Below are 14,136 nucleotides of genomic sequence, written 5' to 3'. Positions count from 1 at the left end.
TACGTGACTTTGGCTGGCACGAGTTAGTTATTCTGTTTATTGGTTTTATCAGCTTCGGAATCTTTGTGCGTTTTGGTTATGGGTGGTACTCCAGAGAATTAGATGGAATTGAACAACTTGCTCAGCGAAGTAAACTCATTTTAGAAGGACATTTAAAGCAAGCTGCCGATATGCCAACAAATGGTAAACCACGGATGATTAATCGTGCCATCAGTAAATTGCTTGCCGAGTTAGATGATGCTCATAAAGAACGTGGCCGCTTAGATCAATTTATTCGTAAAGATACTTTTCTTGATAAACAAACTCAAATTGGCAACCCGATATTCTTTCAAAATCGTCTCGATGGATTAAGCCACAATCAGAAAATGATTGCTCATGGCGTATTAATGTTAATTGAGTTCGATGATGTTGACTTAGTGGAAGACCAATACGGTGAAAGCGGCGTTAAGGCGATGCTGACATTAACAACGGAAGCAATTACAGCGGTACTCAGTCAATACGAAGACAGCATTTTTGCCCGCCTCAGTTACTCACAATTGGTCATTGTAGTGCCACAATTATCGCTGGCAGAAGCGGATCAGTTAGCGCAACGAATACTTAAAACCTGCCTTGCTTTACCTTTTTATGGTATTGGTAATCCTGATAATTTTTTACATTTAGGTTGTGCTTTTTTTAACGCTGGAGATTTTCAAGTTCAGCTTATCGAAGAAGCCGAAATGGCACTTCGAGCAGCACAATTACAACGTGTTAATAACTGGTTTATGTATGATAAAGGCGCATTAGATGAGGAAATAGCCAAAGGGTCTGTGCGTTGGCGCAGTTTTATTGAAAATGCACTGGTGTCCAAACGATTTTTTACCTTGCAGCAAGCTATTATCGATAGTGATAATCAAATTATGCACTACGAAATATTCAGCCGTGCACGTGATTTAAAAGGTAACGATGTCCGCGCTACATTGTTTATTCCCATGGCTAACAAGTGTGGATTAATGCCACAAGTTGAACGCCAGGTGTTGGAACAAGTACTCTTCAGATTAATGTCCGATAATGAATTCACTTACAGCATAAATTTAAGCCTTGATAGTTTGACCAGTAGAGCTTTTGTGCGTTGGTTACAATCTACATTGTTAGAGCATCGTCCTTTAGCTGCGCGACTTATTTTTGAAGTTTCTGAAGACATTATTGTCAAACATCAGAAAAATACTTCGTTAGTTAAAACCCTTGATATGTTGAGAAAGATGGGCGCCAAATTGGCTGTCGATAATGTTGGCCAATCTGTTGTTGGTACTCACTATATTCAGCAGTACCACTTCGATTTAGTTAAATTACATCGCTCTATTGTGCGTAGGGTAGATCAACGCTCAGAAAATCAACTATTTATACGCAGTCTTATTGGTGGCCTTTATAGAGCCGAAGTGAAAGTGATTGCAGAGGGCGTTGAATGTTTAGAAGAATGGCAAACGTTAAAAATTCTCGGTGTGAGTGCTGCTCAAGGCGATTTTTTGGGGCAAAGATCTGAAGTTTAAGTCATATAATGCTATGTTTGTTTAAGTTAGATCTTGTTAATCAATAGATTGCACTCTATCTTCAATCAATATGCGTTATATTAATGGTCAGTTATAGCGCTAACGTATCAGTAATAAAATTTCATCGTTTTCGGCTTGACCAATAATACTGTAGAAAGACAGTACAACTTAATCGAATCATCCTGATATTATATGCTGGTACATTGGCTTAAAAATGTCATTTTTGCTGATATATTTATCATCAGTAATCTTAAATAATTAATATGTTAGCGAATATGGGCCACGCAATGGACAATGGTTTTTTGAGTAAATTAGCCTTTTGGCAGACATCACAATCGATGGGGAATGTAGGCGTATTTATCGCCAGTAATTCCCTGTGGGTATGTAAGCCACAGCAAGGTCAGTTAGCACCCGTTATCAGCCATTTTTTAGTACAAAAAAATAATTGGTCTCAAGCCTTTGAAGCATTAAAGAGTCAGTTTGGCCGAGTTCGTGTTCAATTAGTGCTATCGCAGCAGTATTATCAATTATTACAAGCCGAAAAACCCAATGTTGAGCCTAGTGAAGTGACTCAAGCGTTAATTTGGTCTGTTAAAGATATGGTGTCTGAACCGGTTACAAATATCCATTTAGATTATTTCGAGTCCAGTTTTATTGCCAGTTCAAAAGTGAATGTGGTGGTCAGTAGTCGTCAATTTTTAATGCAATTGGCCAGTGCTTGTGATGCCAATGGGTTAGATATTGCTGGGATCAGTATTGAAGAATTGGCATTAAGCCATGTACTTGCACGCGATAATATGGCGCATATGTTAGTTGCTCACTTGCCACAACAAGAATTGTTGTTGTTAGTTGTTAAGGCGGGTGAAGTACTAATGCAACGACGCGTTAGAGGATTTAACCACCTGGATAAAGCGACTTTAGAAGAATTAAAGCAGGGCTTGGCAGACAATCTCAGTCTAGAAATTCAACGTTCTATGGATTATTTTGAAAGCCAATTACGTCAAGCTCCTGTAGGGTCAATTAGCATCTTGGCCGAAGGTGATAGTGCATCATTGGCCAATCTCGTCAGTGCTAACTTTAATCAAAAAGTTGTCGCTGTTACTCACGATGGCACATCGAATTTACTCGCGCAGTTAGCGTTGCAAGAATTAGCTCGAGGTGAAGTGTGATAAAAACTGGCGTTAATTTATATTCCGCAGATTTGTTACCGACAAAACAAAGACTGACCTTTGCGAGAATGATGCTGGCATTGGCTTTTCTCACTGGGTGTTGCGCGATACTTTACATGGTAGGGCTATGGCATACCGATGAATTACAAAAGCTAAATCAACAGGCAAGTAATACTAAAAATAGTTTAACCAACCAAAAGGCACAGCTAGAACAACAAATTGCTTTACGTAAGCCTAATGCAGATTTGGTCGCAAAAGTAGAACTTGAACAACAGCGTTTAGATCTTAAAAAATTATTAAAAGATGAACTTAGTCAACGCAAGACTCTGATAAGCCAGGGTTACTCACCAATGTTGACCGACTTGGCGGTCGTGGCAGATAGCAATGTGTGGTTGAGTCATATTACGATTGAGCAACAAGACACTAATGCTCAACGGATTGAGTTTGAAGGTTATGGTCGTAATCCTCAAAGTATTCCGTTGTGGATAGATAAGTTAAAAACCATCCCAACGTTAAAGGGTTATGCATTTTCAGCGATGACAATGGATCGCGGTGAAGCACAGCCGTTGGCATTTAAATTGATAAGCCAGCCAGTTGCTAAGGAGCTTGAACAATGAAGCAGCAATGGTTGGTATGGTCGGTAAAATTTAATGAGCTAAGTCCACGAGAACGGATATTGATTACGACGGCCTTATTCGTTGTAGCTGGGATGTTGCTGTTTATGCCATTAGAGTCACTGTGGAAACAACAGCAAAGTGCAGAGAATCAGCTAAAGGCACTTGAACAAGAAAATTCTATTTCACTACAACAAGTGGCGCTTTATGAAGAGCGTTTACAGCTCGATCCCAATCAAGATTATCAACAACGATTACAGTTAATTACTGAGCAGATGCAATTGATTGATGCCGACCTCGCTAATCAAATGGTTGATATGGTTCCAGCAGACTACATGCCAACAGTATTAGCCAACTTACTGGGTAATGTGAAAGGTGTATCGCTAATCTCGTTTGCCTCTATTGCGCCCAAAGCCTTATTGCAAGTGGGTGATGGCAGTAAAGTTAATCTTTACAGCCATGGTATTAAGCTGACGTTACAAGGCGATTACTTTTCTATTTTAGCGTTTATTAAAGCCGTTGAAAGTATGCCCGATAAATTGTATTGGAAACGTTTAGATTACCGTGTGGAATCTCATCCCGATGCGTTAGTGGAATTAGAACTTTATACACTTAGTGTGAACAAGGACTTTATCAGTGTTGCGAAACAAGATTAATGTCATGGCGTATGCATCCTGCCTAATGATGCTCTTAATGTCGGTTGCTAACGCTCAAGCATTACGTGATCCAACCTTACCAGGGCAGGGCTTTATTGCTGTGCAGGCCAAAGCTGATAATCAATCTTTGGTGTTAAACAGTATCGTTAACGGCCAGAATACTTATGCGGTTATTAATAATATTATTCTTGCGGCAGGTGATGCTATTAGCGGTAGTGGATTGCGAGTATCAAAGATTAGCAAAGACTATGTTATTTTGTCAGATGGAAGAAAACTTCAGCTATTTCAGTCGATAACAGAGCGATAGGATAAGAATAAAAATGAATGTGATTAGATATGTTACTCCTCTGATGTCGCTGTGCTTAATTGCTTGCCAAACGACAGATAGACCCGACCCACAAACGGCGAAAGCGGCCTTGAATGAATCAAGACAGCAAGCAGAGACGAGTCAAGCCATTACGCCCCCTCCAGCGGCAATGCCTGAAGACGTACAGCGTGAGCTAAATGGTAATAACGTGTTGAGCCAGTCGGCAAGAACGTTGCCTGCAGAACGTCGTTTTGATGTGTCAGCAAATGAAGTTGATGCGAGAGTTTTTTTCCCCAGTTTAGTGAAAGACACCCCATTAAGTGTAGCGGTACATCCTGATGTACAAGGTAAAATCTCGTTATCTTTAAAAGCGGTAACCTTGTCAGAAGCCATTCAAGTTGTTGAAGACATTTATGGTTACGAAGTGAATCGAGACGGTCGGATTTTACGCGTATTTCCGTCGGGCATGAGAACCGAAACTTTCCCCTTGAATTATATCTACATGCAACGAGAAGGGTTGTCCTTAACCTCCGTTAGCTCAGGGCGGATTTCGGACCAGAACAATAACTCAAGCAGTGGTAGTGGCAATAGTAATAGCAGTAGTAACAGCAGTAGTTCGAGCAGTAACAGTAGCAATGGTAATTCGAACAGCAGTGACAATACCAATGGTACGTTTATTCGTTCAACAACCAAGACGGATTTTTGGGGCGAATTACAAGCCACATTAATGTCAATAATGGGTGAAACCGGTGGCGGGCGACAAGTAGTGGTAACCCCTCAGGCTGGTCTTGTTACCGTTCGAGCTTTTCCTGATGAGTTACGTCAAATTCGAAGTTTCTTACAAATAGCCGAAAGCCATCTACAGCGCCAAGTCATTTTGGAAGCGAAAATTATAGAAGTCACATTATCCGATGGTTACCAACAAGGGATCCAGTGGGAAAATGTCTTAGGTCATGCAGGCAGTACCAACATTGATTTCAGCACTTCTGCAGGGCAAGGGTTAAGTAATGCGATTACGTCTGCAATTGGCGCTGTAACCTCGATTAATTTCACCGGAAGTGATTTCAGTACCATTATTAACTTGCTCGATACCCAAGGTGATGTTGATGTACTTTCAAGCCCTCGTGTTACAGCTTCTAATAACCAAAAAGCGGTAATTAAGGTGGGCAATGACGAATACTTTGTTACCGATGTATCCTCAACGACTGTAGCGGGTACCACTCCGGTAACGACGCCGCAGGTTGAACTAACGCCATTTTTCTCTGGTATTGCGTTAGATGTAACCCCGCAGATTGATGAATATGGCAATGTAATATTGCATGTTCATCCGTCGGTAATTGATGTGACCTCACAAACTAAAGAAATTAAAATTAGTGATTCAACATTAGAACTGCCTCTTGCGCAAAGTGAGATCCGTGAGTCGGATACCGTTATCCGCGCTGCGTCTGGTGATGTGGTCGTTATTGGTGGCTTAATGAAGAGCGAGAACATTGAAACCGTGTCAAAAGTACCATTATTAGGTGATATTCCTTTTCTGGGTGAAGCGTTCACCAGCCGTACTAAATCTAAAAAGAAAACTGAATTGATTATTATGTTGAAGCCCACCGTTGTAGGTGGAGATACATGGAAAGATGAATTAAAGCGCTCACAAGATTTAATCGAACGTTGGTATCCTTCTAAATAGTGGCGGTAGAGAATTGACGGTTACACATTGCGGTTGAAATTGATATGGAATAGCCAGTAATTATGTATTTGCAGCATTTTGGCTTGAGTCAGTTGCCTTTTACGCTTACCCCAAATACTGGTTTCTTTTTTGGGTTGTCGCCGCATGTGGAAGCATTACAAGTACTGCAAACAGCATTACAAACAGGCGAAGGTTTTATTAAAGTCACTGGTGAAGTGGGCACAGGTAAAACCTTAGTTTGTCGTAAGCTGTTGAATGATTTGCCGACTCAATACCATTGCGCTTATTTACCTAACCCCTATTTAAATCCTAAAGAATTACGCTTGGCTGTGGCGGGCGAACTTGGTTTAGCATTGCCGAACAAATTAGATCAGCATCAACTGACAAGGCTTATTCATGAACGCTTGTTAGCGTTAAACCATCAAGGCTTTCACGTGGTGTTAGTGTTAGATGAAGCGCAATCATTGCCGGATGAAAGTATTGAAGCGTTAAGATTATTTACCAATTTGGAGACCGAGAGTCGCAAATTATTGCAAGTCGTGTTGTTTGGCCAACCAGAATTAGATCAACGTTTAGCGCAACCCAAGTTTAGACAGTTAAGACAACGCATTACCTTCAGTTATGACTTACGTCCGTTAACATGGGATGAAATACAAGCTTATATGCATTACCGCCTTGCTGTTGCGGGTTATCAAGGGCCAGAGTTGTTTAGTACAGCAGATATTAAACGCATTGCCAAAGCGGCGAGAGGGATCCCGCGTTTGGTGAATATATTGGCGCATAAGAGCTTATTGTTATGTTATGGCCAAGGTAAAAAAAAGGTGACGTCTCGCCATTGTTTGGCTGCGATAATGGATACAGAAGATATTAATTTACAACATAAAGCTGGGTTTTCCCGTGTCAGCATGCTGACAATTTTGTTGCTTGTAGTAGTGATTGTGGTGATTGGATTGAATGGTGATAATTGTTGTGGTGAATGGATGACACAAATAGGCGAGATTAAATGAGTGTGATTATCAAGATGTTGAAAGATTTAGAGCAGCATCAACAGCCCGGGACTGACAAACCACCTGTGCAACCAGTGGGTGAATTTGTGCGTCCTCAAATTCAGTACCAATCTGCTGCTAAATCTCGCTCACCATTGATTAGCCTTATTGTTGTTGCCGTACTATTGATCCCGACATTGTGGTTTGGTGTATCTATGTACCGCCAAGCCAATATTCAAATGGTCAATGAGCCAAATGCTATCAATACATCGGTTACCCGAGATATTCAATCATCGCAGGTAAGTCTGCCACAAGATAATGGTGTTGTTGTTGATCCTCAGTCTGCTCAAATCTCAACTGAAGTACTCACCCAAGCACCAGCTCAAACGCTAAATCAAGTACCCATTCAAGCGAGCACGCCAGAAATCATTGCTGAGGTTATTGAACCAACGGATCGCATATCCGATATCGATATATCGCAAGTGAGTAATGTATCAGTCGTTAATGCTAAAACCGTTGCCATATCTTTGCCATTGGAACAACAGGATAGTGTTAAAGAGCCTGAAACAGTCAACACACAAAACGTCACCCAACAAGCAATGTTAGCTTCAACCGTAGGCACCGATAAGCCCATTGTTTCTGCAGTGGGTAAGTCAAAAGATATGACGTCACTAAGCGATACTGCTTCTAATAATACTCAAGCTACTCAGGGCCAAATCGCAGCGCAAACATCTCGCTTCTTGCCCGCAGAAGTACCCGCAGAAGTTCCAGCTGCAGCAAAACCTGTTGATATGAGCGTCAACGAAGTGGTGCTTTCCAAAACGCAAATGGCGCAGTTGCAATATCGTAAAGCCATGGATGCTGAGCAAGCGCAACGTCTGGACGATGCGGCGGGTTACTATTTAGAAGCGATTATTTTACAACCGAGTTTGCATAAAGCCCGCAAGCAATTAGTCGACATTTATTTTGCGCAAAATAATCCAACGACTGCGATGAGATTACTCGAGAGTGGGATCAGTATGTTTCCGCAACAGTGGGAGTTTTATGTGATTTTGTCGCAAATTCAAACCGCAATTAAAACTTATGATGAAGCGTTAACGACGGTGTCGATGATCCCGGATAATTCATCGTGGGCGCGTGATAAATGGATTGCACAAACTGATTTGGCACAAAATTCGAAAAACTTTACGTTGGCTGAAGAGGCTTATCGAAACTTATTGGTATCTGAGTCAACTCAATCTCGCTGGTGGATGGGACTAGGTTATGCGCTCGATTCACAACAAAAATATCCACAAGCCGCTCAAGCTTACCGATCGGCATTAAGCTATGAAGGGTTATCAACTTCAGCCATGACATTTATTGAAAAGCGTTTAGATCAGCTAGGAGAAAACCGATGAAGCCTAAGTTAAAGATGCGGTTAGGAGATCTTCTTGTTCAAGAGCTGATTATTACTGACACCCAATTACAACAAGCATTAGCGGAACAGCGCAATTCAGGTAAAAAGCTCGGCCGCACCTTAATTGATTTGAATAGTATTACAGAAGATCAGTTACTCAAGTTTTTATCTCAACAACTTAATTTACCGTACCTTGATATTAGTCGTCGCCCGATTGCTGCTGAAGTGGTGAATATTCTCCCCGAAGTTCAAGCGCGGCGTTATCGTGCTTTAGTGGTCGAAAGTCATTCAGACCACGTATTAGTCGCGATGAGCGACCCAGCCGACTTGCAGGCTATCGACAATATTGAAGTCCTCGTTGCCCCTAAGCAGTTAATGATTGCGGTAGCGCCAGAGCAACAATTACTCGACGCGTTTGACAACCTTTACCGTCGTACCGGAAAAATCGCTGAAATTGCCGGTAAGCTCGATGAAGAATATGCCGCTGATGACATGTTCGATTTGGCAAGTTTGACTCAAAGTGATAGTGATAACGAAACCACAGTGGTGAAGTTATTGCAGTCTATTTTTGAAGATGCGGTTCAAATGCGTGCGTCAGATATTCACATTGAGCCTGGCGAAAAAGTGCTTCGGATCCGTCAGCGTATTGATGGCCAGTTACATGAAAACCTTCTCAGTGAAGTTAATATTGCTTCTGCTTTAGTGTTACGGCTTAAGTTGATGGCCGGACTGGATATTTCTGAGAAGCGTATGCCACAAGATGGCCGTTTTCATATGGAAATAAAAGGTCATAAAATCGACGTACGGATGTCGACCATGCCGATTTATCATGGTGAGTCGGTGGTGATGCGTTTATTAGATCAAACCACAGGTTTGCGTACCTTAGACGAAACCGGTATGCCACCGCATATTGTAGCGCGTATTCGTAAACAGATTAAACGCCCTCACGGTATGTTGTTAGTCACGGGGCCAACGGGTAGTGGTAAAACCACTACCCTGTACGGTATTTTAAGTGAGCTTAACACTGCCGATAGAAAGATTATCACCGTAGAAGATCCAGTTGAGTATCAATTACCGCGAATAAACCAAGTTCAAGTAAATCACAAGATTGGCTTAGACTTTTCTAACGTACTGCGTACCACTCTTCGTCAAGATCCCGACATTATCATGGTGGGAGAAATGCGTGACCAAGAGACCGTAGAAATTGGCTTGCGGGGAGCATTAACCGGTCACTTTGTGTTATCGACTTTGCATACAAATGATGCGGTTACTAGTGCATTGCGATTACTCGATATGGGCGCGGCAAGTTATTTAGTTGCTAGTGCGCTGCGCGTCATTATCGCTCAGCGCCTTGTTCGACGAGTTTGTCATAATTGCGCCGTGGATTATCAGCCAACAGCAGCTGAACGCAGCTGGCTTACGAGTGTGACTAAAAGAGATATTGGCAGTGCTACGTTTAAAGTGGGAAATGGTTGCCAAACCTGTAATGGTTCTGGCTATCGTGGTCGAATAGGTATTTTTGAAATACTTGAACTTGATGAAAACATGATAGATGCCATGCGAACAGGTAACCCACAAGATTTTGCTCGTGCAGCGCTGCGTAGTCCTAATTTTACTCCCCTCGCACATTCTGCAATGGAGTATTTATTCCTTGGCACGACAACACTCGAAGAGGTGTCAAAACTGGTTGAAGATGTTAGTGAATCGACAGTGCCTTTGTCGGAAGATTTGATTAGCCAACAAGATGTTGGATTGTAATAATGCCAATATATCAATATCGAGGACGTAATTCACAAGGTCAGGCGGTCAGTGCACAGCTTGAGTCCGCTAACGAAAGCTCGGCGGCCGATGCTTTACTTTCCCGTGGGATAATTCCGCTAGAGCTGCGCGAAGTGAAAACCAAACAATCCTTTTCGATGAGCTTATTTCAAGGCAAAGTGTCGCTGGAAGAGTTACAAATTTTTAGTCGACAAATGTATTCGTTAACGCGTTCAGGTATTCCTATTTTAAGGGCTATTGCTGGCTTATCTGAAACAACCCATTCCGATCGAATGAAAAAAGCCTTAGATGATATTTCTGAACAGTTGACGTCGGGAAGACCGCTATCTTCGGCAATGAATCAACATCCAGACATCTTTGATTCGCTGTTTGTATCGATGATCCATGTTGGTGAGAACACCGGTAAGTTGGAAGATGCCTTTATCCAGTTGTCTGGTTATATCGAGCGAGAACAAGAAACCCGTCGGCGCATTAAAGCCGCAATGCGATATCCGATGTTTGTCTTAATCGCCATTACCTTAGCGATGATTATTTTGAACATTATGGTCATCCCTAAATTTGCCGATATGTTCTCTCGTTTCGGTGCTGAATTGCCTTGGGCGACAAAAATATTAATCGGCACGTCTAATCTGTTTGTTAATTTTTGGCCTCACATGATTGTGTTATTAATCGGGATCATCGTCGGGATTCGCTACTGGCATCACTCTGAAAAGGGTGAGAAACAATGGGATTTATGGAAGCTGCACATACCTGTTATTGGATCTATTATTGAGCGCTCAACGTTGTCACGTTATTGCCGCTGTTTTTCAATGATGCTAAGTGCGGGCGTTCCCATGACTCAAGCATTAAGTTTGGTAGCAGATGCGGTCGATAACGCTTATATGCATGACAAAATTGTTGGTATGCGCCATGGTATTGAATCGGGAGAGTCAATGCTTAGAGTATCAAATAGTAGTCAGTTGTTTACCCCATTAGTACTCCAAATGGTTGCCGTGGGTGAAGAAACTGGCCAAATAGATCAGCTTCTCAATGATGCCGCTGATTTTTATGAAGGTGAAGTAGATTACGATTTAAAAAATCTCACTGCAAAACTCGAACCTATTTTAATTGGATTTGTTGCTGGCATTGTACTGATATTAGCATTAGGTATTTATCTGCCAATGTGGGATATGCTGAATGTGGTAAAAGGCGGTTAGCAAAGCATGCAACAAAGAATGCAAACAGTTCATTGGATATTGAGATGCTGAACCAGCAAAAAGCGGATGATGATCTGCTTAAGGTTTATGGGCGGGTCATTGCGATTATAGTGGTGTTAGTGTTGTTAACTATTTTTGGTGTACGTTATGTAAACACTACTTCAAGCATAGGTGGGCGTGGTGTAGAGTTTGAACATAATCGTTTTTTGAATGTCTTAGCTATGGTGCGTAGTCAGTGGTTAGCATCAGGGCGCCCGAAACAAATGCTGTTATCGTGGTATGACGTGGCACCAAATGTGCTTGCAGATAGTAACGGTAATAATACTGATGAAACGTCAAAAAGTGGCCTGTCAATCGTAGTTAACCAGTTTGATAGTATCGAAGCCGAGTTAGTTGGCACTAACAATTGGATTAAGTTGTCATCTAAAGGTTGGCCGCTAATAGATACTGATGATGTGCAAGGGTGCCAAAAATTATGGCAGCAATTATTGGCAACAAAGGTGTCAGAATTAAACATAACGGTAGAATACCAAGTCGATGAAAAGGTTTGTCGCTATGTTTCGAATGAAAAAGCCAGTTTAAGCTATCAATTACAAACGGGCAGAGTTATTTTTTTAACAGGTACAAATTAGAAAGTCTGTTGCTGGTGTTAAAGTTTTAATAAGCTGCTAATATTAGGTAAGTTATAACAGTATTCGTATTTGGTTTGTTGTAAATACATTAAAAAGAGTGAGGTATTATGAAAGTAAAACAACAAGGTTTTTCATTAATCGAGTTGGTTATTGTTATTGTCATTTTGGGCTTGTTAGCCGCAACGGCAATACCGCGCTTTTTAAATGTGACTGATGATGCAGAAGATGCCAGTGTCGATGGCGTTGCGGGTGGTTTAGCTACCGCAGTGAGCTTTGTGCGTGCACAATGGGAAGTTGACGGTCGTCGTAATCCCAATGTGTTATTAGATGGTACAAGTGTATCACTCGATACTCGTTTTGGCTTTCCTACAGGTACAACCAATACTGATGTTACCTCAATGACCAACGAAACATGCCAGGAAGTATTTGATTCAGTTTTACAAAATGCTCCTAGAAATGTTCTTTTCAATCAAGACGCCCGTAAACATCGTTATACCGTAAGAATGCAAAATGGTGTTGGCGGTTCATCTACCAGTATTGATGGCCAAACTATTACAGGTCTTGATTTGTGTGTTTATCATCAAGTGGCTACTTTAGCGCTAAATCAGACTTCGGGTGTCGCAGATCCTGCACCTGATTTAGACACTGTTGGTGCTAACGGTGTAACATATAATGCAGGTACGGGTCAGGTCGTATCATTTACTAACAACTAATTTGATTTATCACTGTTCGCAGCGATGTTGGTTTACCCAGTTATTTTCTATAGAGGTTATTTAATATGCAAAAACAACAAGGTTTTACATTAATCGAATTAGTGGTTGTGATCATTATTCTAGGTATTTTAGCGGTTACGGCAGCGCCGAAGTTTATAAACTTGCAAGGTGATGCGCGCGCGTCAGCATTATCAGGAATGAAAGCGGCAATTCAAGGTGCAAACACCTTAGTTTATTCAAAAGCAGCATTAGCTGGTGAAGAGAAAAAAGCTAAAAACAATGCTACACCACCTTCTGTTGTTCTTGGTACAGGAACTCCAGCAGTTACACAGTTTGGTTATTTACAAGGTTTGCAAGCAGAACTTGAAAATGCGATGGATGTGACTTTTAATGTAGGTACTAGCGCATCAGACCCTACAATTGCTACAGATAATGATGCTGATTGGACTATCTTTGTTGATACTGGTGTAGCTACTATTTGGCAAGTTGGCGCTCCAGCTACCTGTACTCTAATCTATACAGAGGCAGCAAATGCAACGACCATTCCAACTTATGAAGCAGTAACAGATCCTGATCTTTGTTAAAGCGCTTTTAATTAAAAATAAGAAGCCTGCTTTAAGCAGGTTTTTTTATAAATTTTATTTATAGAAATCAGATCTGACATTAGAATTAACAGACAATATCGCCTATTTTTGCCATAATGAGTAAGTTAATATAAGTCACTGACACCATTATGGTTTAATGAATATTGAACGTTACTAATGTTCATCAAGTTGAATGAGGACATCATCATAGTGAATCGACAACATCATATTCAAGCTGGGTTTACCTTGGTTGAATTGGTTACTACCATGATTGTGATTGGTATTATTGCCGTGGCGGTGTTGCCGCGTTTGATGTCTGATTCATCTTTTAGTGCCTACAGTTTACGCAGTGAATTTATTAGTGAGTTACGCCAAGTCCAGCTTAAAGCCATTCAAAATACCGATCAGTGTTATCAAATTGATGTGACATCAAGCGGTTATACTTTACGCCATTTTAGCGGAAGAGCCGCTAGCGTATGTACAAACCAAGTACGTATAGAGCAACAACAAATCTTCAGCGGCAAAGCCCACATTGCCTTAGCCAGTAATGCTAGCCAAGTGTTTTCGATTACCTTTGATAGTTTGGGTCGCATGTTATCTCCGGCTTGTTCAGGTCATTGTTTTAATGCGGTGGCAGATGAAACCTTAGCCATTGCTGTTGAGTCAGAGGGGTATATTTATGCTCAGTAAAACTCAATTTAATCAGCTATCTCAATCTACTCGTGGATTTACCTTAATTGAACTTGTCATTGGAATGATGGTGATTGGCATTGCGATAGTGATGCTAACCAGCATGTTATTTCCTCAAGCGGATAGAGCTGCATCGACGTTACAAAGAGTGCGTTCGGCAGAATTAGCTCATTCGGTAATTAATGAGATTTGGGGCAAACGATA

General features: G+C 41.3%; 15 protein-coding genes. All 15 read left to right on the top strand.

What is annotated here, in order from left to right; translation table 11 throughout:
* A partial coding sequence (csrD, locus tag H5202_RS10960) for an RNase E specificity factor CsrD (protein ID WP_182772101.1) occupies nt 1–1,526 on the top strand: 1,526 nt, incomplete at its 5' end.
* Nucleotides 1,527–1,813: 287 nt separating this feature from the next.
* Nucleotides 1,814–2,695, top strand: coding sequence for a biogenesis protein MshI (locus tag H5202_RS10955; protein WP_259397279.1), 882 nt, complete (start codon nt 1,814–1,816; stop codon nt 2,693–2,695).
* Nucleotides 2,692–3,312, top strand: a complete 621-nt coding sequence (locus H5202_RS10950; RefSeq protein ID WP_182772099.1) for a fimbrial assembly protein — start codon at nt 2,692–2,694, stop codon at nt 3,310–3,312. Before H5202_RS10955 ends, H5202_RS10950 begins: the two co-directional genes overlap by 4 nt.
* Nucleotides 3,309–3,965 carry an MSHA biogenesis protein MshJ gene (locus H5202_RS10945; protein ID WP_182772098.1) on the top strand — a complete coding sequence of 219 codons (657 nt, stop codon included), beginning with the start codon at nt 3,309–3,311 and terminating at the stop codon, nt 3,963–3,965. The genes H5202_RS10950 and H5202_RS10945 overlap by 4 nt, the downstream gene beginning before the upstream one ends.
* Nucleotides 3,966–4,002: 37 nt before the next feature.
* Nucleotides 4,003–4,272 carry an MSHA biogenesis protein MshK gene (locus H5202_RS10940; RefSeq protein WP_259397278.1) on the top strand — a complete coding sequence of 90 codons (270 nt, stop codon included), beginning with the start codon at nt 4,003–4,005 and terminating at the stop codon, nt 4,270–4,272.
* A gap of 13 nt (nt 4,273–4,285) precedes the next feature.
* Entirely contained in the window at nt 4,286–5,956 is a 1,671-nt protein-coding gene (gene mshL, locus H5202_RS10935) for a pilus (MSHA type) biogenesis protein MshL (RefSeq protein ID WP_182772097.1), read from the top strand.
* Between the two features lie 62 nt (nt 5,957–6,018).
* Complete coding sequence (locus tag H5202_RS10930) at nt 6,019–6,963, top strand: ExeA family protein (protein ID WP_182772096.1); 945 nt, start codon at nt 6,019–6,021, stop codon at nt 6,961–6,963.
* Complete coding sequence (locus tag H5202_RS10925; protein ID WP_182772095.1) at nt 6,960–8,339, top strand: tetratricopeptide repeat protein; 1,380 nt, start codon at nt 6,960–6,962, stop codon at nt 8,337–8,339. Before H5202_RS10930 ends, H5202_RS10925 begins: the two co-directional genes overlap by 4 nt.
* The gene (locus tag H5202_RS10920) at nt 8,336–10,096 is read left to right on the top strand and encodes a GspE/PulE family protein (RefSeq protein WP_182772094.1); all 1,761 of its coding nucleotides are present in this window, start codon (nt 8,336–8,338) and stop codon (nt 10,094–10,096) included. Before H5202_RS10925 ends, H5202_RS10920 begins: the two co-directional genes overlap by 4 nt.
* A gap of 2 nt (nt 10,097–10,098) precedes the next feature.
* The gene (locus H5202_RS10915; protein WP_182772093.1) at nt 10,099–11,313 is read left to right on the top strand and encodes a type II secretion system F family protein; all 1,215 of its coding nucleotides are present in this window, start codon (nt 10,099–10,101) and stop codon (nt 11,311–11,313) included.
* 44 nt (nt 11,314–11,357) lie between these two features.
* On the top strand, nt 11,358–11,945 hold the full coding sequence (locus tag H5202_RS10910; RefSeq protein WP_182772092.1) for a hypothetical protein: 588 nt from the start codon (nt 11,358–11,360) through the stop codon (nt 11,943–11,945).
* A 107-nt stretch (nt 11,946–12,052) separates the two neighbouring features.
* Nucleotides 12,053–12,658, top strand: coding sequence for a prepilin-type N-terminal cleavage/methylation domain-containing protein (locus H5202_RS10905; RefSeq protein ID WP_182772091.1), 606 nt, complete (start codon nt 12,053–12,055; stop codon nt 12,656–12,658).
* 65 nt (nt 12,659–12,723) lie between these two features.
* Nucleotides 12,724–13,242: a type II secretion system protein gene (locus tag H5202_RS10900; RefSeq protein WP_182772090.1), complete on the top strand. Its 519-nt coding sequence runs from the start codon at nt 12,724–12,726 to the stop codon at nt 13,240–13,242.
* A gap of 177 nt (nt 13,243–13,419) precedes the next feature.
* Nucleotides 13,420–13,932: a type II secretion system protein gene (locus H5202_RS10895; protein ID WP_182772089.1), complete on the top strand. Its 513-nt coding sequence runs from the start codon at nt 13,420–13,422 to the stop codon at nt 13,930–13,932.
* Nucleotides 13,922–14,136, top strand: a 215-nt coding sequence (locus H5202_RS10890) for a type IV pilus modification PilV family protein (RefSeq protein ID WP_182772088.1), incomplete at its 3' end; no start/stop codon positions are given. The genes H5202_RS10895 and H5202_RS10890, both read left to right, overlap by 11 nt.

The sequence above is a fragment of the Shewanella sp. SG41-4 genome (assembly GCF_014164505.1).
Lineage (GTDB): Bacteria > Pseudomonadota > Gammaproteobacteria > Enterobacterales > Shewanellaceae > Shewanella.
This window is presented reverse-complemented; position numbering and strand designations above follow the sequence as displayed.